Source organism: Paenibacillus sp. P36 (assembly GCF_045866505.1).
Classification (GTDB): Bacteria; Bacillota; Bacilli; order Paenibacillales; family NBRC-103111; genus Paenibacillus_E; species Paenibacillus_E chondroitinus.
The window spans coordinates 7,601,649-7,623,616 of sequence record NZ_AP038372.1; the positions used below are offsets into that span (position 1 = coordinate 7,601,649).

Here is a 21,968-nt window from a genome sequence, read left to right on the forward strand (position 1 = left end):
ACGGAGGAGACTGGATGCATGCGAACCAAGCGCCGAGTGGTGTTGACAAGCCTGATCTCTCTCGTTATTTGCTGCTTATGCACGAGCTGTTGGGACCGGACTGAACTAAACAAGATCGCCATTACCGCAGCAACCGCCGTCGATTGGGAGAATGACCACTGGAAAGTCTCTTATCAAGTTGTCATCCCTCAGTCCATTTCCAGCGCAGGTGGAACAGCGATTCAGCAAGCTCCTGTTTTGGTGTTCTCTACGAACGGGGACTCCATTCAATCTGCCGTCCAAAGAGCCAGTTTAGAGATGCCTCGTACGATGTTCTTCGCTCATAACCGAGTCGTTGTCATTGGCGAAAGTGCAGCTCGGAAAGGGATTTCTCCCATCATTGACGTTTATTTAAGAAGCGCGAACTCCAGGGAAACCGTAAGCTTGCTCGTGAGCAGAGACGAAGGACGAAAAATTCTGGAGCAAATTTTACCGCTTGAAAAAATTCCAGGCGCCGCATTAAGAAACATGGTGCTCAACGAGGACAAAACCGATGGCAACCTTAAACAAGTCATGATTTATCAGCTCGCGATGAGAATGGCTAGCGATTCCGGTTATTCCACCCTCCCTGAAGTGTTTATCTCAGGCAAGGGTATCGAATCGACCTCAATTGAAAATTTAAAGAGCACCAATTTCGATACCAAGCTCAAAATGGGACGCATTGGCGTTTTTCAAAAAGATAAGCTCGTCGGCTGGATGACCGGACATGAAGGTTACGGACTCAGTTGGCTTAAAGGAGAGATCAATCAGTCCACCTTATTTTTCGGGTGCTCGGAGAAAAGTGAGAAATCTCGCTCCGCCATACGTATTACCAAGGCTTCAACCAAGCTGACCCCCGTAAATATCCAAGGCAAGTGGATCATCCAAGCTGCTGTAAAAGCCAGCGGACAACTGCTTGAGAATGGGTGTCTGATTGATGCCTCAAAGCCGGAAGGCAGTCGTGAAATGGAGAAGCTTATCGGAGAAACGATTTCGGAGCTTATGTTAACTTCCTTAAGTAAAGCTCAAAGCATGAAAGCAGATGTCCTTGGATTTGCAGGTCTTATTCATCGAAAGGATCCGAAAGCTTGGGAGAAGTTAAAGCCAGACTGGGAAGAATATTTTGCCCAAATCAAGATGGAGTCCTCTTTCCAAATCGATATTGAGAACATTGGCATGAACAGCAAGTCCGTGAAGCAGCTTATTGAGATCGACAATCGCTAATGGCACTCGGAAGAAGAAGGAGTCTAACCGCATGGAACGAATCAGTAACTACCAAATTGCCGTTATGATTATTCTTTTCCAAATCGGCAGCACGCCTTTATTTGCCATTGGCAGCAAAGCGAAGCAGGATTCATGGGTTGCTATGATCGTCGCGGCAATCATCGGCTTAATCCTGCTGCGAATGTTCCTCTATATCCAAAGCATCGCGCCGGATCAATCTCTCATCTTCTTAATGCGAATGTGCTTCGGCAAAATAGCAGGCGGCATGCTAAGCTGCTGCTTTCTTATTTACTTTGCTTATGAATCCATGAGAAACGTGCGCGACTTCGGCGAAATCACAAGCGTTACCCTGCTCACGCGAACGCCCAAATTTGTCGTCATGCTGCTCGTCATCCTGCTGGCCGCCTATACGATCATTATGGGCATTGAAACCTTTTGCCGCGTTGCCGAAAGTTTAATATTACCCATACTTTTTAGCTATAGCATCCTTTGTCTCCTCATTTTTGGTTCCAAATTAGTCAAGCTTGAGCGGATACAACCCATTATGGAAAAAGGCTTCAAGCCCGTTCTAACGGCAGCTTTTCCCGACCTGGTCTCTTTCCCGTTTGGCCAAATGGTCGTCTTCCTGATGTTTTGGCATCTCATGTCAGACAACAATAAAGTGAAACGCATCAGCATTTCCACCTATCTTGGCGTAGCGGTATTCCTTGTTGGCATGAATATGATAAATGTATTGGTGCTTGGCCCTTCCTTAATTGGCAACAGCACCTTGCCCTTTTTGCAGACCGTGCAGTTAATTCAGGTTGGCGATATTTTTGAACGGCTGGATGTCTTCGTAACCCTGCTGCTTTTTCTCGGCCTATTCGTGAAACTCACAGCGTTCTTCTGGGCGGCGTCTTATGGGGTTTCCCAGCTCACAGGCTGCAGAGCCAAGGTTTCTATTGGTATAGTCGGCGCTGTAATTTTCGCTTCTTCCTTTCTTGAGCCTAACTACACCTATCACATCTGGTTGGGTCTAGCGGTGAGTGTTAAGCTGTTCCCTATTTTTCAAATTCTGCTTCCCCTCGCCATGTTCATCGCCATTTTATTCCGCAAGCTCAAGAAAAATCCACCTTCAGAGGATACACCAGCCCCCCGCGAGAATGCTTGTTAAAATAAAAAAAGCTTGCCCCCTTGCGGGGACAAGCTTTCAGTACGCGAAGCGAAGCTTACGCGTTTACTTTTGCTTTTGCAGCTGTTGCCAAATCGTTGAACGCTTTAGCATCGTTTACAGCCAAATCAGCCAAGATTTTGCGGTTGATGTCGATACCAGCCAATTTCAGGCCGTGCATCAATTTGCTGTAGCTCAAGCCGTTTTGACGAGCGCCTGCATTGATACGAGTGATCCACAGTCTGCGGAAATTACGTTTCGTTTGGCGACGGTCACGGTAAGCATACACTAAAGATTTCATTACTTGCTCTTTAGCTGTTTTAAATAAACGGTGTTTGGAACCGAAATAACCTTTTGCCAATTTCAAAATTTTCTTACGACGGTGAGCGCGAATAAATCCGCCCTTGACTCTTGCCATTGTTAACTACCTCCTGGGATGTATAAATAATGTTCGAATGCTAAAGAATTAACCTTTGATTAGTGTCAGTTGTTGTTGCAAACGACGTACATCGCCAGGAGCCATTACTGGGTTCGTGGACAAAACGCGTTTTTGCTTGGATGATTTACCGGAAAGCAAGTGGTTCTTACCTTGTTTGTATCTCATCACTTTGCCTGTGCCAGTAATTTTGAAACGGCCTTTCAGGCTGCTGTGTGTTTTCATTTTCGGCATGGTGTGTTGTTCCTCCTAATTTAGTATACCGCCTAGGTTGTTGCCTTCGGCGTTAAGATCATGATCATGCTTCTTCCCTCAAGCTTAGGAGCGCGCTCCTGTGAGGAAATGTCGGCTGTTTCAGTAGCCAGACGTTCAAGCACTCTGCGACCAATCTCCGAGTGCGCTATTTCGCGCCCGCGGAACCTGACGCTGGCTTTCACTTTATCGCCATCGCCAAGGAACTTAATCGCATTGCGAAGCTTCGTTTGGAAGTCATGCTCATCGATTGTCGCGCTTAAGCGAATCTCTTTGATATCCACGATCTTCTGGTTCTTACGAGCTTCTTTCTCTTTCTTCTGTGTTTCGTAACGGAATTTACCGTAATCCATAATGCGGCATACCGGCGGCTTCGCCGTTGGTGCCACATTTACCAAATCCAGGTTCGCGTCTTGTGCGATTTGAAGAGCTTCGCGAATTGGCGTAATGCCAAGTTGTTCTCCGTCCGCCCCGATCAGGCGTACTTCCTTCACACGAATCTCGTCATTAATCATATGGTCTTTGCTAATAGTGTTCCACCTCCAGAAAGTATGTACCTCTATCCAATATAAAAAAGATGTGGGCACGGTAACGGCCCACATCTTCATCAATAACAGGTTTAAGCAACCTATTGAGCATTCATGATGATTCATTCAAACCAGCCAACAGCGTAGTTGGTCAGGTGAGAAGCGGGCGCTTCTGCTTTTACTTGAAGTATAATATCATCTCGGTGAAGAAAAGTCAACTGACTTGTTTACTTTTCATTTCATCCAGGCGAATGACGCGTGTATGCTCCGTGTGGCTCCATTGCTTGTTGTTTTGCGTAAAGAACGCAAAGAACGTAATCGGCCACCAAGAGACCATAAACACAGGATATAAAATTAAATATTTATATACTTGGCGCGGCGCCTTCTCAATCATCATAGAGATTGGCAGCAGCACGAAAATGGCAAAACTTACAGAGTTAAAGAAAACCGGATTGATGTCAGCAAGCATCGGTGTTTCGGACCAGCCCGGCGTTACGGATTTGATCCATAGCAGCACGGTGATAATCGCTCCGAAGAAAAAGTTATATACGTTAGCGGAGTAAATAGCCGCGTCAATCTTCGTCCAACTGCCTTCTTTGATCCCTTGCCACAATAGCGGGAAGAAGTAACGCTTGGCTACGTCAAAGTGTCCTTGCATCCAGCGCAGACGCTGTTTGGCAGAAGCTCTGAACGTAAGCGGCTTCTCATCGTAAACGAACGCTTCGTAATTGTAAGTCGGTCTGATTCCCATCTTGATACAACGCATCGAGAATTCCAAATCCTCAACAAGGCTGGTAGCTCCCCATCCAATCTGCTTCAACAGCTTGGACTCAAAACACATGCCCGTACCGCCTAGGTAGTTGGCAAGGCCCAAGTTCGTGCGGGGCATCTGCCAGAAACGGTTTGCAAAGTAATACGAAATTGCGTAAGAACCGGTAACCCAAGAATCGTTCGGATTCTTGCTATCTAAATAAGCCTGAATAACTCTGGAGCCGGAGCATAGATCATTGTTCATGTGAATCAGGTAGTCCGGGCTGGCGAGATTGTCGGCATCGAACATGACAACCGCGTCATACTGGCGTTCGCGCTTCCAAAGCTCCTTCAGCATCCATTCAATCGCATACCCCTTGCCTCGCAGGTTCGGGTTGTGGCGCTCCATGGCATAAACGCCATGACTGCGCGTAATTGCAGCCGTGTTATCCGTACAGTTATCACAAATCACGAAGATATCATAGAGCTCTTTGGGGTAATCCAAAGACTTCAGATTCTCGATCAATGCGCCAACGACTTGCTCCTCGTTATGAGCTGCAACCAGGACAGCAAACGATTTCTGCGGCGCAAATTTCTGTTTGTTTCTTGGACGGTACCATCCGAAGAATGTTAAGAAAAACTGATACGCACCGACGAGCGCCAAGCCAATCTGAAACGTAAGCACAATCTTGTCAAGCATGAAGCAAAGTCCCCCTTTTTGTTTATGCACACAAGCTATCTTTTTATACGCATAGTGCGCAATTATGTACAGGTGAATTAACCGTTCTTGATTTTCCTCTCTTTCCCCCTATTTGTCAAAGTCTACAAAAACCGAAAAATAGCCAGTTCTCAGAGATTTAAGGGGAACGGACACATACTTTACCGCATGTGCTTGAAATCAGATCGTTAAAGTCCTGTTTTCAACGTTTTTCATTTTATTGTGTACAAAAAGTTCACCATTTAGACCAACCAGCAACCCCTCATGTGTTTCGGGTTTATTATAATTCACGCGAGCTTCCCCTGACAACTTTTGCCGGGTTCGATCAAGCAACCGTTCCTGCGAGCTTTTCTGAGGTATCCTTCATAACATTCGCTGGGTTTCCACGCAGAGAGTCCGTCATCAGAAAAACTCATTCACAAGAACCATAACACCCGACTTACAGCATAACGGACTTCGCAACGTCGATGCCATACGACCTAAGCACTGACTTTCTTTCGGGCATTTTCAGCCTGAACCGCGCTGCATCGACATCAAATCCAATAAATCCCAATTTGAAAGGGGTTACAAAACAATCGTAATGGAACGGGATAGCACTTCGACATTTAGGGTAAAATGAAAGGAATACTCTACCATTATTTCCATCATTCCATCTTTTTACCCGAGCTTAAAAGTGTAAACGTATGGTTTCTAAAAATTTATTACTGCGTTAATCTCCTTTTAATAATTGATCTATATAATTTGAAATAACAGATATCTCAAGTTTCGAAGGAGGCTACTACTCATGAGCAGAGTCGTGAACTGGCTTCAGCATCATGAAACACGCATGTTCCACTTTGTGAATCAACGTATTCAGCACTTCTTCCTCGATCACTTCTTTTCTAGAATTACGCATTTAGGAGGAGCTACGGCGACGATCGTGATTTCACTTTGCTGTGCTTTATTTGGGCAAGGAGCATTGCAAACCGCTGGTATTCAAGCGCTAATCGCCTTAACCATCAGTCATATACCGGTTGCTATCATTAAAAAGAAATATCCGCGGCTCCGCCCTTATCTCGTACATCCTCAAACGATCACGTATAAAAATCCATTAACGGATCATTCTTTTCCGTCCGGACATACAACCGCTATCTTCTCTATCATCATTCCGTTTGTGGCAGCCATGCCTATTCTTGGTATCATTCTTTTGCCGCTTGCTTTCATCGTTGGTCTATCACGTATCTACCTAGGGCTGCATTATCCTTCGGATTGTTTAGTCGGCAGTTTGATCGGTACGGCAGCATCACTAACAACTGTAGCTCTATGGGGGTAAAATGAATGGATGCTGGTCAGGGTAAAAAGCGGGTTCTCATCCTCTCTGAAGGTTTCGGAGCAGGTCATACGCAAGCAGCTTATGCGCTCGCTGTAAGCTTAGAAAAGCGATGCACAACGATTGAAACACGTGTATTGGAACTGGGGTCTTTCCTGCATCCGACTATTGCGCCATGGATTATCCAGGCTTACAAAAAGACGCTAACCACAAATCCCAAGCTTTATGGCCGGTTATACCGCTCTCAGTACAAGAAATCGTTAAATCCGTTGACGCAATTAGCACTGCACCGCATTTTTTACGCACAGACCGCAGAGATTATCCAGAACTGGGCTCCCCAAGCGATCGTCTGCACACACCCTTTTCCCAGTGTCGTCGTGTCCCGGCTCAAACGAGCTGGCCTTGCCATTCCGCTGTGCACCGTCATCACGGATTATGACGTACACGGAACATGGGTCAGTCGTGAAGTGAATAAATACATGGTCTCTACAGAGGATGTCAAAAATAAGCTGCTTGGTCGGGGAATCCCCGCGGCTCAGGTCGAAATTACAGGGATTCCTGTCCACCCGAGTTTCCGTGTGGCGCACGATAAAGCCATCATCCGACAGCAGTTCCAATTAGCCGCGATGCCTACGGTACTCGTCATGGGCGGCGGTTGGGGGCTAATCGGGGGCGATTCGCTCAGCGAGCATCTCGTTGAATGGAGAGACCGCGTGCAGTTCATCTTTTGCCTGGGAAACAATGCCAAAATATTAACGAAACTTTCCGCGGACGAACGGTATCAGCACCCGAACATCCGCCTGCTCGGATTTACGCCAGACATCGATAAATTAATGGAAGTTTCAGACTTATTGGTTACCAAACCAGGTGGAATGACCTGTTCAGAAGGTCTTGCCAAGTCCATTCCGATGCTGTTCTATGATCCGATCCCAGGACAGGAAGAAGAAAACGTGCACTACTTTACCGAAAAAGGTTTCGGTGAACCGATCCGTTCCGCCGATACAATCTCAAACTGGTTGGCGATGCTCGTCAGCCGTTACACGGATGTCCAGGCCAGACGCGTATGGAATTACCGTCAACGAATGAACACGCCTTCAGCGGATTGTTCAGAGGTTATTCTTCAAGTGATGGGCTAACCATCATGAAACGTACAAAGAGGCTGCCCCTCAAGTCATCGAATGACCAAGGGGAGCCTCTTTTTTGATTAACGCTAAGTTTATTCCGCTTTCGCTTTGTTCAATTGATCGAGATGAGCGGCCAGCACGTCCTGACCAATCACCACTTCACAACGATGGATATTCATTCCCTTTGTGGCGAATTTCGTTTCGTACTCCGTCATAACATGATCCGGGTGAAACCCTTCAGCATGCAGATTCAGGGAAATATTGCGCATTCTTAAACCCATATCGGCAAAAGAATTCAACGAGAATTCAAACAGCGATTGCGAATCGGTTTTCAAATGAATCTCGCCGTTTGCATTCAAAATTTGCTGATACTTGGCCACGAAACCTGGATGTGTCAACCGTCTGCGAGCATGCTTTTTCTTCGGCCACGGATCACTGAAATTCAAATAAACCCGCTCCAACTCCCCTTCAGCAAAAGCTTCTTCAATATGTTCGATATTGAACAGCATCAGCTTCAAATTCGGGATATTAGCCACTGATTCTGATTCAGACTCTTCTTCGGTATGAATCTCATGAGCGATCTTTGCTTTCTCACTCGCTTTGCGGATCAGCTCATCATACATATCAACGCCAATGAAATTAATATCGGGATATTTCTTGCTCATTTCACTGATGAAACGCCCTTTCCCCATCCCAAGCTCAGCATGAATAGGGTTATTATTGCCAAATAACTCCGCCCACTTGCCTTTATAATCTTTGGCATTGAGAACAACGAGTTCCTTCTGGCGTTCAATATCTTCTCGAATTCCTTTTCTTCCCCGTAACCGCATCTATTATTTGCCTCCTACACGTACAAGCTATCGAATACAAATCATAGACCATTCTTGGGAAAAAATCAAAGGGAATTACACTTCCAGTTCGTGATATTCAATGGTTTTGGAGGTGGCGGGGAACAACTTGCGATCCAGGGAGCGAATCAGTTTTTGTCTGGCTTCCTTTGATACATTCGGATCGGCCACAAATTTCACACCGCTGCTTAACGCTTGAGCTTCCTTCACCGTAAGTTCAACGGACAAAGTGTCTGTCGATAAAGTAGAAGTCATCACGAATTTTTCACCTGCTCTCCTATTCAGCTTTTAATGGTAGTTTCGGTTTGGAGAGATAGGATTATGAATGGCAGATCATGAGAAAAACTTATTCAGATCCATGCCGAAGTGTACAGGCGTTACAGCAGTGTTCTATGTTGTATTTTTTGCAATGAAAGACAGCATTTACCGTCAAATCAAGCATTTTGTTGTATAAAAAGTAATGTAGGCCTGGCGTATTATGGGTAAACTTCGCCTACACAAGAAAAACGCCCTCCGTCAGGAAGGCGTACATTATTCATTCGTTATTTGTAACTCTCGTCTCTGTTTCTATTGCCACCTCTTAATCCCGCCAACCCTATTAACCCAACCAGTCCAAGCCATCCCCAATTCATACTCTTGTCAGATGTCGTGGTCGCATAAGCGCGATAAGATGACGTATCATAATTGCCGCGATTCGTTCCCGTGCTTGTCGTGCTCATCCGATCCATAAGATTATTGCCATAGCCATTGATTTGGCCTAAAACGCCAGTACCCGTGCCGGTACTTTTTCCCGTATACGTATTAGTCGTTGTTCCGTCATTTCTATACAAGCCATCTATTCTGTGTGGATGAGCAGTTGGAGCCACAGCATTTGGACTTGTAATCGGAGTTGTAACTCCATTATACGTATTCGTGTTGGTCATCGTCCCCGTTCCGTTCAATAAACCAGTTCCAACGCTAGTCCCCGTCGTAGCGTCGTAAGTACTTCCCGAATAGCCCGATGTCGTCGTAGTCCCCGTCCCCAAAGTCCCTGAAGTACCCGTATGAGTGTTCATTGTCGGTGTACTCATGTTAGCGTGCGCCCCAACTGCCCCAAAGCTCAATGCTGTCGTCAAAGCTACCGCCAATGTCACTGTACGAAACTTTTTCACTTTTTCATTTCCCCTCTCGGCATATGATCGTCATGCAAAGTTATCATGCTCCGATAAGCCCTCTTTTAACGGGGAAGTTGGTGGAAAGACAGGGGTCGCTTTCATGTTTATTTTTCGCTACAATAGGGTGGAAGGAAAGGAGTTCTAATCTGATGTCTACAATGATACAAGAATCGCCTCAGCTCTGGGGGGATAAACGTTTCCATACATGGAATTATGAAATGCGCGAAGCCTTCGGCGGCAAAGTGTTTAAAGTCATGCTGGACGCAGGCTTCACTTGTCCAAACCGCGATGGCAATATTGCAACCGGCGGCTGCACGTTTTGCAGTGCGCGTGGCTCAGGCGATTTCGCTGGAAGCCGCCGCGACGATCTCGTTACGCAGTTTAACAAGATCAGAGATCTCCAGCATCAAAAGTGGCCGGATGCCCAATATATCGGCTACTTCCAAGCTTATACCAATACGTATGCACCCGTGGAGCAGCTTCGCGAGTATTATGAAGTCATTTTACAACAGCCAGGCGTAGTAGGCTTATCCATTGCAACGCGGCCCGATTGCTTGCCGGATGATGTCATTGAATACTTGGCAGAGCTGAACCAGCGAACCTATCTTTGGGTCGAAATGGGCTTGCAAACCGTTCATGAATCAACGTCCCAGTTGATCAATCGAGCACATGACACTCAGTGCTATTTGGATGCTGTGGCTAAGCTCAGGAAGCATAATATCCGCACGTGTGCGCACATTATTTACGGATTGCCTGGGGAAACCCATGAGATGATGCTGGACACCGGCAGAGCTGTCGCTCAAATGGATGTGCAAGGCATCAAAATTCATTTGCTTCATTTAATGCGTAAAACACCTATGGTGAAACAATATGAAGCCGGACTGCTCCAATTTCTTGAAAAAGATGAGTATGTGAAGCTCATTGTCGATACGCTCGAATTTCTGCCACCGGAAATGATCGTTCACCGGCTAACCGGAGATGCTCCTCGCGATTTGCTGATCGGACCGATGTGGAGCCTTAAAAAGTGGGAAGTACTAAATAGCTTCGATAAACTATTAGCAGAAAGAAATACATGGCAAGGCAAGTATTGGAAAGGCAATATGGCAAGTCCAACAAATAAATAACGGCTGGGATCAAACCCATTTCGATTTTGAACCGTTTCCTATTATATAGTGAGAGCTTATATGGAGGAGATGGGTGCGATGAAGAAAAGGGTTGGAGCAGCTTTTGTTGGGTTCATGCTAGTCCTGTCAGGATGCGGAGCGGCGCCGGAAACATCGGCGCCGGTTTCTGTATCGCCGTCATCGTCCGCGACGGCAAGTGCCACGCCTGCCCCAACGGCGCAGGTGGCGACACCTACAGCCGCGGCCACGCCAGCGGCAGCTACAACAGCGCCGGCCACACCGGTGCCGGCGGCAAGCAGCACGCCGCAGCCAAGCGCAGCGGCGGCGACACCTAGCGCAGCGGCAGCAACCGCTGCGCCAGTGGCGTCGGCTACGGCGAAGCCGACGCCGGTGCCTACACCGACGCCCGCGCCTGCGAGCGCGGCGCCAACGCCATCCGCGAAGCCGGAGGCTGCTGATGGGGGAACCACCACAGCAGCGCAGGCGCAAGCGCTGTTTAAGGAGAACTGCATGGCCTGCCACGGGGCTGGCCTTGAAGGAGATTTTGGGCCGAACCTGACGAAGGTCGGTTCGCGCAAAACCAAAGATGAGATTGTGCAGCAAATCATCAAGGGCAGTGGCGATATGCCACCTTTCCAGAAAGCCTTAAAGGCGGAAGAGATCGAAACGCTGGCCACCTGGCTGGCAGCCAAAAAATAACTGTCGCTCACCAGCACATCAGCATGGAGGCTTTCTTCATATGGGTTTTGTTTCTGTTTTAGGTTATGCTCATCAACTAATCGGCCAGCGTGTTCAACCAGGCGATACCGCCATTGACGCGACACTCGGCAACGGCGTCGACACCGTCTTCCTCGCGAAGCTGGTGGGACGCCGCGGCCGCGTGTACGGCTTTGACATCCAGCAGCAAGCGCTGGATCAAACGAAGATGCGTCTGGAGAAAGAACTCCCGGACGCATCTTCTTCTGTGCACATGAGCCTGTGCAGCCATGCGCTCATGGAGACGGCTGTGCCGGAGGACCGCCACGGCAAAGTGGCCGCGGTCACCTTCAACCTCGGCTACCTTCCAGGGGCCGATCCAGCAACGATCACGAAGCAGGAATCGACAATTCCTGCGTTGGATGCCGCGCTCCGCCTGCTTCGCAAAGGCGGCATCGTGACCATCGTGCTGTATAGCGGGCACGATGGCGGCTCTGAAGAAGCCGCAGCCGTCGAAGCTTGGGCACAGCAGCTTCCGCTCGCAGCTTATCAGGTGCTGCGCTATCAATTTATGAATACTAGTACGCATGCCCCCTATCTCTTGGCTCTAGAAAAAAGATAGACCCATGGTATAATGCTAGAGAGTAGTAGGTTTACTCCTTTACTACCTATTAAATACATAGAGAGAAAGTAGGGATAGCAGTGAAATCATACCCGCTTCAATTTCAACCTGAAATGAAAGAACGTGTCTGGGGAGGCAGAGCCCTGGAGAAGTTTGGATTTCAGCTGCCGGAAGGCGCGATTGGCGAAGGCTGGATGATCGGCGATCACCCGAACGGAACAACGAAAGTGATTAACGGAGAGCTCGAAGGTCTTGGGTTGGACGAAATCCGCGAAAAATACGGTAAAACGTTATTCGGCACCAAAGGCTTTTCCGAAAAAAACGGACGTTTTCCACTCCTGATTAAACTTTTGGATTGTGAAGACGATCTGTCCGTTCAAGTTCACCCCAATGATCACTATGAACATTTGGCCGCGGGAGAACTAGGCAAAACCGAAATGTGGTACATCCTAGACGCCAAACCCGGCGCCAAAATTATATATGGCATGAAGGAAGGCGTTACACGCGAAAGTTTGGCGCAAGCCATTAGCGAGAATCGTATTTTGGACTGCCTGCAGGAAGTTCCTGTAGAAGCCGGCGATTCCTTCTACATCCCTGCCGGTACTGTTCATGCGCTTGGCTCTGGCGTATTGGTGGCGGAAATTCAGCAAAACTCCGATACGACTTACCGTCTGTATGACTACAACCGTCCGGGATTGGATGGCAAACCGCGCGATCTTCATATTGAAGATTCACTGAACGTCATTGCCTATGAAGGTTCAGGCTCCACGCGCATGAAAACAAACCTAAGCGAAACGAGCACATGGCTGACACTAGCCAAGTCTCCTTTTTTCATCGTCGAAAAAGGTTTGGTAGGACCTAAGTGGGAGCTTAGCACATCACCTGAAAGCTTCGTGATTCTCGTCATTGCTGACGGAAATGGCACGCTTCAATGGGAAGATGGCAGCATCTCCACCAAGCCGGGCGACTGCTTCCTGCTTCCAGCTGATCTGGGCAGCTACGCGTTAGAAGGAAACATGACGGTGATTCGCAGCTACTTGCCTTAATACTTAACGGGCACCAGCCACATACAAAAAGCGCTCCAACCGACATCAAATCGATGTGGTGGAGCGCTTTTTATTTAGGAGTGCCGCCTATTCTTCCGATAGGGAGCTTTCTTTTAAAATAACGTCATGTGCGCCGCCCTCTACTAGGCTGGTTGCCGAAACAAGCGCAATTCTCGCTTTGCTTTTCAGCTCATCCAAAGTTAGCGATCCGCAGTTGCACATCGTGGATTTAATTTTGCCAAGTGTTTTATCCAAGTTCTCTTGCAGGCTACCCGCATAAGGGACATAGGAATCCACGCCCTCTTCGAATAAAAGCTTGCTTTTGCCACCTGTGTCATAACGCTGCCAGTTGCGGGCACGGTTGGAGCCTTCGCCCCAATACTCTTTCACGAAGTTGTTGCCTACTTTCAGCTTTCTGGTTGGACTCTCGTCGAAACGGGCGAAATATCTGCCAAGCATCACGAAATCAGCACCCATAGCTAGAGCTAGCGTAACGTGGTAGTCATGCACGATACCACCATCGGAACAGATCGGAATATATGTCCCAGTTTCTCTGAAATACTCGTCTCTCGCTTCGACGACTTCCATGATGGCGGAAGCTTGACCGCGGCCAATCCCTTTTTGTTCCCGTGTGATACAAATCGAACCGCCGCCGATTCCTACTTTCACGAAATCTGCACCCGACTCCACGAGGTAGAGGAAGCCTTCACGGTCGACAACGTTGCCGGCCCCGATTTTCACGTTGAAATTTTCTTTCACGTACTGAACCGTTTCACGTTGATATTCACTGTAGCCATCAGAGGAATCGATGACCAGAATGTCCACTCCCGCCTCAACAAGAGCAGGAACTCTCTCTTTATAATCCTTGGTATTGATGCCCGCACCAACAATATAACTTTTGTTAGCATCAAGAAGCTCCATCGGATTTTCTTTGTGCTCATCGTAATCCTTGCGGAAAACAAGCGTTTCTAGCTTCAATTGCTCATCGACAATCGGCAAACAGTTCAGCTTGTGATCCCAAATTAAATTGTTCGCCTCCGATAAAGTAATACCTGATTTTCCGTAAATCAGTTTATCAAAAGGCGTCATAAACTCACGAATCGGACGATCCAGCGGATCACGGCTTTTGCGGTAATCGCGACCTGTTACAATACCCAGCAGCAAGCCGTTCGCTGTACCGTCGTCCGTAATCGCTACTGTGGAATGCCCCGTCTCTTCTTTCAATGCCAGCACATCGCTTAATGTATGATCGGGCGTCAAGTTAGAGCGGCTTACGACGAAGCCAGCCTTATACCCTTTCACTTTCCGTACCATCTGTGCTTCCTCTTCGATCGACTGCGAGCCAAAAATAAATGAAATCCCGCCACAACGCGCCAAAGCAATAGCCATTCCATGATCGGATACGGCTTGCATGACAGCAGATGAAAACGGGATATTGAGCGAGATTGCAGGCTCCTCGCCTTTATTGAACTTGACAAGCGGTGTTTTGAGCTTAACATTCGCCGGTGTACAAGCTTTTGTTGTCAGGTTAGGAATTAACAGAAACTCGCTGAATGTGCGGGATGGTTCCAAGTAATACGTAGCCACTTTACAATTTCCTCCTCATCGATCCATAGGTAAATTTTTTCAATCGTATCATTGAACCTCACCTGTGGTCAATGGTTTTTTCAGGAAAACGTATATTTACCCCTTCCAGATCTGCGTTCCAGCCTCACCGTTCATATATTCCATGTACGAAGGCGTGATGTCGAGGACGACGTAGTTGGGATCCTGCGGACCATCAAACCACTTTGCCATCTCGTCTGTCCACAGCTTTTCACGCAGCGTATTATCCTTGCTTATCGTCGCTGTCGCTTGAATTTGCAAAATATCAGAGGACTTCCTCCCATCATACCCAACCAGGATATGGACATTGGGATTGTCCTTCACCTCGTCCACTTTATCCGTCTTTCGATTCGTAGTTAGATACAGGGTCAGCCCTTCATGATGCAGTGCCATATAGCGCACTTTCGGCTTCGTTCCTTCAACCGTGGCAAACGAACAAATTTTATTGGCATCAAGAACTTGTTCAATCTGCTCTTCCAGTTTATTCTTCGTCTCAATCATGCAGCAAATCTCCTTTCAGATCAGGTGCTAGTTTAGCAAGTAAAGCAAGCAGCCTATGGGTCAACTCCCCTAGATTACCCTGAAAAGGACTGTTTTTATGCGAAAAAAAGCCCCGCTCCCCTCATTATGACGAAGGGCGTGGGGCTTTCTTCTAGACAGTCGCCGTCTGGTGCAACGGCATACTGTAGCAGCTAGCCGGTAGCTGGGCATCCGGCGGGAAGTGTACGATAAGCAGCTCCTGACTGGAGCTGTCGATCTCACCCGTTTGCAGATAAGTCTGCAAAGCGAAAGGCAGTACCTCAAGCATCGCATGCTTGTGGAGATCTTTTTCATTGATGCGCAGCAGATGGAAGTCGCCGCTTGCCAGCTCCGGCTGCTCGGCCAGAAGCTTGAGGTAAGCGTTCTGTTCGGATTTCTCCAATGTGAAATCCCACCAGATTTTACGCGGCTTATACTTATGTCCCAGGAAATAATCCAGCTTCATGAGACCTTCGATAACAGGCATGTTCTTCGCTTCACGCCCCAGGAGGAACTCGCGCAGGCGGGTAAATAAATCCTCGAGCTGATGCCCGATTTTCTGCCAGCCTCGGCCTTCCCAGAAGTCTCCGAACTCTTGGAAGAAATCGAAGGCCGACGCAAATTCATGAGCGATCAAATATTTGACCGTATGGTCCATACGGTGCGCATTCCAGTATTTCTCGAGCACGTCCTCTACTCGCTTGATGCGAATTAGATCCGTGAACGGGAGGATGTCATTGCCCAGAATTTCATACGGCGCATGATCCATATAAACGTAGCCATATTTATGCGCGTCTTTGCGCATCCCAGTGCCGCGCAGCATTTTGAGGAAACCAAGCTGCAGCTCTTCCGGTCCTAGCTCAAAAACATCATTAAACGTCTTACGGAATGATTGGTAGTCCTCTTCAGGAAGACCAGCGATCAGATCAAGATGCTGATCGATTTTGAAACTGTTTTTCACCTTGGAGACGGTTCGGCTCAGCTTCATGAAGTTTTGTCTGCGCTGCACCAGCTCATTCGTGGTGTCATTCGTGGACTGTACGCCGATTTCAAAACGGAACGTGCCCGGCGGCGCATTTTCAGCCAAATAATCGAGAACCTCCGGCCGCATAATATCCGCCGTAATCTCGAATTGGAACACGACGCCGCGGTGATTGGCAATTAGAAATTCGAAAATTTCCATCGCATAATCCCTTTTGATATTAAATGTCCGGTCAACGAATTTAATCAGCTTCGCGCCTGAATCGATTAAGTACAGAAGATCCGACTTTGTCCGTTCCATATCAAAGTAGCGCACGCCCACCTCAATACTGGAAAGGCAGAATTGGCAGGAGAACGGGCAGCCGCGGCTCGTTTCGAAATACACGACACGGTTCGCCAAACTCGGCAAATCTTCTTTGAATCGATGCGGTGATGGGATGTCATCGAGCTTGAGCTTCGGTCGGCCCGGCATAAGCACGACTTCTTCACCTTTGCGGTACGCAAGCCCGTATACGAAGTGGTATTTGCGCGTCGTCGAAATTTCCGTCAGCAATTGGTGGAAGGTCTCTTCGCCTTCGCCCATAACGATGAAATCCACCTCTGGGATGCGCTCCATCCAGTACTCCGTATCGTAAGATACTTCAGGGCCGCCGAGCACGATGAGGATTTCGGGCCTGATTTTCTTAATCATTTTAATAATATGAATCGTCTCTTCAATGTTCCAAATGTAACAGGAAAAGCCCAGCACGTCCGGCGCCCTCTGGTACAGGTCGGAGACAACGTTCATCACTGGGTCTTTGATCGTATATTCGGTAATTTCAAAATCAAAATCCTTCTCGCAGAACGCTTTCAAATAGCGCAGCGCCAAAGATGTATGAATGAATTTGGCATTCAGTGTCGTTACTAGTACTTTCATTGTAAAAAGACCTCGTTCTATTCTCGTTTATCGTACTCTCTAATTCTACACGAAAACCGAGGAAATACAAAGGTGCAGAGAAAGGTGCACGCTTCGCAACGGTTACAGCACCATATCATCGTCCAGCTGCGGATTTTCATAGGGAAACTGCAGATATGAGGCTTCTTGGATCGCATTTTTCCATCTTTCGGCATAAGATTGCAGCTGCTGTTCGACGTCTTGAATCCTTTGCTGCAGATCGCTGCTGCTCTCAGCCGTGCCGCTTTGCAGCGCCTGCTGCAGGGATGTGCGTTCTTCGAACCACTGCGTTAATTGATATAAAAGCATAGGGAACCCCACCTTTTCTCACACATTGAGTAAGTATAAGTATTCCTTAAGTATTCCCTATGCCGGGGGTGCGCATACTGATGTAAGACGTCGCCTCAGCGCGGAATTTGCTTCACTGCCACTGAGTTGCATCGATTACTCCTGCTAATTGCCAGACTCCGATCCACTTTCTCGCAGACTAACTGGAGTTTCACCTCATCTGCCAATAACAAATTCCAATAATTAAGCGATGAATTCCGCTTATGCCTTACTCAGGGAACTCCGGTCCCCTATTCTGGGGAATATAGCTGTTTCCCCTAACATAGGGAAACTACAGGGTCTTACTTCGTGTCATTGACATGAATTTCACGTAAAACCGGTAAAATAGCGGACGCTAGTTCCCATCGCAGGCGAAAACCGTGCCTTTTCTGCGAAATAGCGCACCGTAGTTCCCCCGCCGCAAAAAACATACTGCAAAAACCAATCGATGAATTCCGCTATGGCCTTACTCAGGGAACTGTGGTCCCCTATTCTGGAGGAATACAGTTGACATTCACACTAACAAACTACGAAAGCAGCGCCCCGTCCTGCACAAGCAAAGCCTGCAGCTCGGCAATATCAATCTCGCTCGGCAGTAGGCCGTGCTTAACGGCAAGGCCGGCAGCCGAGCCAGCCGCTTGCCCCGTTGCCATGCAGCTCGGAGTCAGGCGCGTCGTGGCTAACGCTTCATGCGTCGTCGAGATACAGCGCCCTGCGGTGAGCAGGTTCTCGATCTTTTGCGGGAGCAGGCAGCGGTAAGGGATGTCATAGGCGCCATCGCCTTTGACCCAGGCTGCCGTTACGCCTTTGCCGGAAGGATCATGGATGTCGATCGGATACCCGCTCCGCGCGATGACATCCTCAAAATGGCGGCCTTGCACGACATCGTCCACCTGCAAAGCATACTGGCCGTCGATGCGGCGCGTTTCTCGAATGCCGATCTGGGCGCCAACCGATGAGATCGATGCTTTTTCGAAGCCAGGCAAGTTATTTTTCATGAACTCCGCCACCATCAACACCTGCTTGCGTCCAAGCTCTTCCGCTTCGGTCAAATCCTCCACGTTAGTACCGTCAAGCCCTTGTACACGCGTAGTATTGACCAATACTTCGTCCTCTTCAGGCCCTGTGAAGAAAAGCACCTGATCGCGATTGATCGGCAAATTCGCTTCCTTCCAGTGCTTGAAGTAACCCAGAACACCGGACAACGGCAGTTCAGCCAGTTCAGAGAACGGTGTTTTTTTATAAAACTCATCCGGATGGTCGATCATGTACTGCTTCACGCCCGCCAAATCCACGCCGCGCATACGGAATTTCATCGTCATCGGCTGTGTCAGCTTATCCCCGTCACGGCCTTGCAGGCACGGAGCGCCAGATAAGTAAGCCAGATCGGCATCCCCCGTCGTGTCGATAAATATTTTGCCGCGTACATCGATTCTCCCGGATTTGGACGTAAGCTGCACCGTTTGAATACGGTTATGTGCGGTCTCCACCTGATCGACAAAGCTGTGGAAAAGCAGCTTAACCCCCGCTTCCTTGAGCATATCCACCGCCAGCACTTTGTAAATCTCAGGGTGGTACGGCGTTATAGTGTTCACGAATCCAACGGTATCTCGGAGATGCCCCGGGGAAGCATTCATCGCCATAAGACGATCGATGATCTCCTGCGCAAGTCCTTTGATCACCTGCTTGCCTTCCGTCGTATGAAAGGTCATCCAAGGATATACAAGCGCAGCCGTTGACATCCCGCCAATGAACCCATACTTTTCGATTAAAACCGTCTTAGCCCCGCTCCGCCCTGCAGCAATAGCTGCATTAACCCCTGCCGGACCTCCCCCAACAACAACAATATCCGCTTCTATGATTTTATTCATCTCGATCTCTCCCTTGTATCGAATTCAGAACTTAGAATTCAGGCTGCTGTCTCGCTTTTCCCAAGTATAGTTGAAATTTAACTTTCAATTTAGTTTAAAATTAGTTTAAAATTACTACATACTTGTACAAGGGGACTCCGGAATTTATGCGCAAAAGAATAACGCTCCATGATCTCGCCGCTCAGCTTGGCTTAACGATTCAAACGGTGTCCAAGGCACTTCGCGGATTGCCTGGCATGTCTGAACAAACACGAAGCGAAGTATTTAAGCTTGCGCGCGAGCTTGGTTACATGACCAAAGACCAGAAACAAACACTGCAGCTTGATCATATCTCTCCGTACCCTGTCGTTCAGCGCAGATTTGTACTCGTTCAAAATAAGATGTCTCTGAATTTCAATCGCTTGCTGCTGCAAGGCCTTCATGAGCGGTTCATGGAATTCGGACATACCGTCCAACCGCTGCTCATCCCGCCGGATTTAAAGCCCTCACAATTTGAAAGCTGGGCGGAAGATCAGGAGCTGCTATATGCAGAAGGGATCTTCATCGCGCCGAGAATGAATCACGATCTATTGGAACAGAAGCTGCTGGAGCTGGCGCTGCCACGGATTTTGCTCAATTTCCCCCCACCGGAATCAAAAGTGGATAGTGTCATTTGGGATGTGTACGAAGCGATGTTCCAGGCCGTACGCAGGTTATTCCGAATGGGACATCGGAATATTCTGTACGTGGGAGATACGCAAGATCAGCGGGGTTTCGTTATTCGGTGGCAAGCGTTTTGCGAAGCCATGAAGGAAGCCGGCTATGCCGTCGAACCGCGGGAGCACGTCACCAAACGCGATGGCACAGACAAGTGGCTGCATGATGTGGAGCAGCTCTATCAACAGCGCAAGCCAACGGCTGTTATTTGCGGCATCGACGAAGAGGCTGCGCCAGTGTACTACACCCTGCGCCGAATGGGCGTCCAAATTCCGCAGCAATGCTCATTCGTCGCGCTGCTCAACGAGCAAACCGATACGCTCCCGCTGTGCTCGCGCCCGCAGCTGCCGATCCGGGAATCGGGCTATCGTGCCGCAGACCGGATGCTCTGGCGGATTGCCAACCCGCATTTACCCTTCGAACACGTGCGGATGCAAGGGGAATTTTTCATGGGGAGCACACTATCTATGCATAAATAATAAAAAGAGGGCAGCTTGACTAAGCTCCCTCTTACTCTTCTACACTGGTATAATAGTTAGCGAGTTTTTGAAGTTCGGCTGCTTTCATGACATTCCCCCGCTTCTTCTCCTGTCCAGACAACCAAGCCGCAAGTAAACCTAATCTGAATTCTGCTCTTGCTTTCTTCTCAATGAACCATTGGTCAAAAATACCTGGCATAATTTCCTTATTGCGCATAAAACGAAACAATCTAGTACAGCGATCATACATCTCCGCTTCGTTATCCTCGTGATGCAGGGTCTGTTTGATATGTTCAAAGAAATCAGGAAGATCGCACTCGATCTTGCACTGTAAATATAACTGCTTACGATCCGTTTTTAAAATTGAGTTTTGATCTTGATCATAGGTAAGCAGCTTTTTCAAATAATTAAGATAAACCTTTAAATTTTTCAGGGCAATAGGTAACGGCACCGTTGGAAAAATCGCATCGCACAAATCTTCTCTGGTTGAAGACGGGTGCAAAACCAAATAGACGAAGATATTTCGGGCATAACGTTTGTTCCAGCCATCCAAAATTTCCTGTCCGTTCACGCTCACCCGAAATCCGAATAAAAGTTCCACTTTCATGACGGGTTCCGGATTTTTTCTGCTAGGGATCAACGTTTGAAGGTAAGTATCCCACATGTGTTGAACGGAACTTGCCATTTCCGACGGCTCCATGTCTTCCACTTCTGCCGGTCGATTCATCTTCCTTTGAATAAAACCCTTGATCCATTCGACCGTTACATCAGGCTGATCGATAAATATGGCATTTGCAGCATTGGGAACGATATAAAACGTAGCGTCCGGAATAAGCTCGGCCGTCATATTTTGGAAAGAAGAAGGATAAACTGTATCACATTCCCCAGCAAGCAGCAGGGTCGGACTTTGAATCCATGATAATTCACTGACAGGTCGTTGCTCAATATGCAGCTTAAATAGTTTCATGTAACTTTCAACAGGCATTTCTGCATACATGTTGTACAAACGCTGAGCTTCCTCATGTCGAAACGGATGGACCGTTAACGAAGGGAGAAGAAAATGTTGGAGCATATAGCCCATACCGTATTTTTCAATCAAATCCATATAGTTCTTAATGACAGTGCTCCCACTCGTCTCTGGAAACAGCACGTTAATCGAGATAAGGACGAGACATTTCACTAGCTTCGGGTACCGGATGGCGAAGAAAATGGCCAAGGACCCTCCAAAACTATGTCCTATCAGATGAAAATTTTGCAGATTCAAGTGCCCAATTAACGTATACATATCATCGACAAATAAGTCCCATGAGATTTCGCCTAAGGTTGGTTCACTTTTTCCACATCCACGCAGATCAACAAGCAGCAGATGATAATCCTCTTTTAAGCCGTCAATCAAGTGTCCCCATCGTGAGGAGTCAAAACCGTTTCCATGAAAAAAAACGATCGTTTCTTCGGAGTCGCGCGTGGATGTAATAAATTCGTAGTAAAGGCTAACGCCATTGACTTGCGCAAAAGACACCGATGCACCACCATTCCGTTCTATGTTAGGTTCTATCAT

General features: G+C 47.9%; 22 protein-coding genes and 1 other annotated feature. Of the genes, 9 read left to right on the forward strand and 13 right to left on the reverse strand.

All coding sequences use genetic code 11. From position 1 onward, the window contains the following. Window positions 1–18: 18 nt before the first annotated feature. Together ACKTT9_RS33320 and ACKTT9_RS33325 are read left to right on the forward strand one after the other, a co-directional pair. Window positions 19–1,242 carry a Ger(x)C family spore germination protein gene (locus ACKTT9_RS33320; RefSeq protein WP_407869374.1) on the forward strand — a complete coding sequence of 408 codons (1,224 nt, stop codon included), beginning with the start codon at window positions 19–21 and terminating at the stop codon, window positions 1,240–1,242. A gap of 31 nt (window positions 1,243–1,273) precedes the next feature. After that, complete coding sequence (locus tag ACKTT9_RS33325; protein ID WP_407869375.1) at window positions 1,274–2,395, forward strand: GerAB/ArcD/ProY family transporter; 1,122 nt, start codon at window positions 1,274–1,276, stop codon at window positions 2,393–2,395. Window positions 2,396–2,450: 55 nt separating this feature from the next. On the opposite strand, the gene rplT is transcribed toward ACKTT9_RS33325, so the two are convergent. The 4 genes from rplT to ACKTT9_RS33345 all read right to left on the reverse strand — a co-directional run bounded on the left by rplT (window position 2,451) and on the right by ACKTT9_RS33345 (window position 5,057). Next, window positions 2,451–2,810, reverse strand: a complete 360-nt coding sequence (rplT, locus tag ACKTT9_RS33330; protein ID WP_127455519.1) for a 50S ribosomal protein L20 — start codon at window positions 2,808–2,810, stop codon at window positions 2,451–2,453. A gap of 48 nt (window positions 2,811–2,858) precedes the next feature. After that, window positions 2,859–3,062: a 50S ribosomal protein L35 gene (gene rpmI, locus ACKTT9_RS33335; RefSeq protein WP_145658092.1), complete on the reverse strand. Its 204-nt coding sequence runs from the start codon at window positions 3,060–3,062 to the stop codon at window positions 2,859–2,861. 32 nt (window positions 3,063–3,094) lie between these two features. Beyond that, the gene (gene infC, locus ACKTT9_RS33340; protein ID WP_127455517.1) at window positions 3,095–3,595 is read right to left on the reverse strand and encodes a translation initiation factor IF-3; all 501 of its coding nucleotides are present in this window, start codon (window positions 3,593–3,595) and stop codon (window positions 3,095–3,097) included. A 50-nt stretch (window positions 3,596–3,645) separates the two neighbouring features. Further along, window positions 3,646–3,791 (reverse strand) — a sequence feature (ribosomal protein L20 leader region). 30 nt (window positions 3,792–3,821) lie between these two features. Continuing rightward, window positions 3,822–5,057, reverse strand: a complete 1,236-nt coding sequence (locus ACKTT9_RS33345) for a glycosyltransferase family 2 protein (protein ID WP_157318010.1) — start codon at window positions 5,055–5,057, stop codon at window positions 3,822–3,824. An 802-nt stretch (window positions 5,058–5,859) separates the two neighbouring features. On the opposite strand from ACKTT9_RS33345, the gene ACKTT9_RS33350 reads away from it, so the two are divergent. Together ACKTT9_RS33350 and ACKTT9_RS33355 are read left to right on the forward strand one after the other, a co-directional pair. Then, window positions 5,860–6,387: a phosphatase PAP2 family protein gene (locus tag ACKTT9_RS33350; RefSeq protein ID WP_407869376.1), complete on the forward strand. Its 528-nt coding sequence runs from the start codon at window positions 5,860–5,862 to the stop codon at window positions 6,385–6,387. A 5-nt stretch (window positions 6,388–6,392) separates the two neighbouring features. Then, a complete protein-coding gene (locus ACKTT9_RS33355; protein WP_407869377.1) occupies window positions 6,393–7,520 on the forward strand; it encodes an MGDG synthase family glycosyltransferase in 1,128 nt (375 codons plus the stop codon). Between the two features lie 80 nt (window positions 7,521–7,600). Here ACKTT9_RS33355 and trmB read toward each other — a convergent pair whose 3' ends face one another. The 3 genes from trmB to ACKTT9_RS33370 form a co-directional block, all read right to left on the reverse strand. After that, window positions 7,601–8,338, reverse strand: coding sequence for a tRNA (guanosine(46)-N7)-methyltransferase TrmB (gene trmB / locus ACKTT9_RS33360; protein ID WP_407869378.1), 738 nt, complete (start codon window positions 8,336–8,338; stop codon window positions 7,601–7,603). A 75-nt stretch (window positions 8,339–8,413) separates the two neighbouring features. Further along, a complete protein-coding gene (locus ACKTT9_RS33365; protein WP_407869379.1) occupies window positions 8,414–8,614 on the reverse strand; it encodes a hypothetical protein in 201 nt (66 codons plus the stop codon). A gap of 284 nt (window positions 8,615–8,898) precedes the next feature. Beyond that, window positions 8,899–9,507, reverse strand: a complete 609-nt coding sequence (locus ACKTT9_RS33370; protein ID WP_407869380.1) for a WGxxGxxG-CTERM domain-containing protein — start codon at window positions 9,505–9,507, stop codon at window positions 8,899–8,901. A gap of 152 nt (window positions 9,508–9,659) precedes the next feature. Between ACKTT9_RS33370 and ACKTT9_RS33375 the strand changes: the two genes are divergently transcribed. The 4 genes from ACKTT9_RS33375 (at window position 9,660) to ACKTT9_RS33390 (ending at window position 12,998) form a co-directional block, all read left to right on the forward strand. Then, window positions 9,660–10,634: a TIGR01212 family radical SAM protein gene (locus ACKTT9_RS33375; RefSeq protein ID WP_407869381.1), complete on the forward strand. Its 975-nt coding sequence runs from the start codon at window positions 9,660–9,662 to the stop codon at window positions 10,632–10,634. Between the two features lie 78 nt (window positions 10,635–10,712). After that, a complete protein-coding gene (locus tag ACKTT9_RS33380; protein WP_407869382.1) occupies window positions 10,713–11,333 on the forward strand; it encodes a c-type cytochrome in 621 nt (206 codons plus the stop codon). A gap of 40 nt (window positions 11,334–11,373) precedes the next feature. Further along, window positions 11,374–11,952, forward strand: coding sequence for a class I SAM-dependent methyltransferase (locus ACKTT9_RS33385; RefSeq protein WP_407869383.1), 579 nt, complete (start codon window positions 11,374–11,376; stop codon window positions 11,950–11,952). Window positions 11,953–12,032: 80 nt separating this feature from the next. Then, complete coding sequence (locus ACKTT9_RS33390; protein WP_407869384.1) at window positions 12,033–12,998, forward strand: type I phosphomannose isomerase catalytic subunit; 966 nt, start codon at window positions 12,033–12,035, stop codon at window positions 12,996–12,998. Between the two features lie 87 nt (window positions 12,999–13,085). On the opposite strand, the gene ACKTT9_RS33395 is transcribed toward ACKTT9_RS33390, so the two are convergent. From ACKTT9_RS33395 to ACKTT9_RS33415, 5 genes are all read right to left on the reverse strand, one after another. After that, the gene (locus ACKTT9_RS33395; RefSeq protein ID WP_315953928.1) at window positions 13,086–14,585 is read right to left on the reverse strand and encodes an IMP dehydrogenase; all 1,500 of its coding nucleotides are present in this window, start codon (window positions 14,583–14,585) and stop codon (window positions 13,086–13,088) included. Between the two features lie 96 nt (window positions 14,586–14,681). Continuing rightward, window positions 14,682–15,104 (reverse strand): pyridoxamine 5'-phosphate oxidase family protein, encoded by a 423-nt coding sequence (locus ACKTT9_RS33400; RefSeq protein WP_407869385.1) that lies wholly within the window; start codon window positions 15,102–15,104, stop codon window positions 14,682–14,684. Between the two features lie 151 nt (window positions 15,105–15,255). After that, window positions 15,256–17,019: a B12-binding domain-containing radical SAM protein gene (locus ACKTT9_RS33405; protein WP_407869386.1), complete on the reverse strand. Its 1,764-nt coding sequence runs from the start codon at window positions 17,017–17,019 to the stop codon at window positions 15,256–15,258. Window positions 17,020–17,121: 102 nt separating this feature from the next. Further along, window positions 17,122–17,346 (reverse strand): hypothetical protein, encoded by a 225-nt coding sequence (locus tag ACKTT9_RS33410; RefSeq protein WP_407869387.1) that lies wholly within the window; start codon window positions 17,344–17,346, stop codon window positions 17,122–17,124. Window positions 17,347–17,891: 545 nt separating this feature from the next. Beyond that, the gene (locus ACKTT9_RS33415) at window positions 17,892–19,235 is read right to left on the reverse strand and encodes an FAD-dependent oxidoreductase (RefSeq protein WP_407869388.1); all 1,344 of its coding nucleotides are present in this window, start codon (window positions 19,233–19,235) and stop codon (window positions 17,892–17,894) included. 146 nt (window positions 19,236–19,381) lie between these two features. On the opposite strand from ACKTT9_RS33415, the gene ACKTT9_RS33420 reads away from it, so the two are divergent. Then, window positions 19,382–20,410, forward strand: a complete 1,029-nt coding sequence (locus ACKTT9_RS33420) for a LacI family DNA-binding transcriptional regulator (protein ID WP_407869389.1) — start codon at window positions 19,382–19,384, stop codon at window positions 20,408–20,410. 31 nt (window positions 20,411–20,441) lie between these two features. Here the strand turns inward: ACKTT9_RS33420 and ACKTT9_RS33425 are convergent, their stop codons facing one another. Next, window positions 20,442–21,929 carry an alpha/beta fold hydrolase gene (locus ACKTT9_RS33425; RefSeq protein ID WP_407869390.1) on the reverse strand — a complete coding sequence of 496 codons (1,488 nt, stop codon included), beginning with the start codon at window positions 21,927–21,929 and terminating at the stop codon, window positions 20,442–20,444. Window positions 21,930–21,968: the final 39 nt, after the last annotated feature.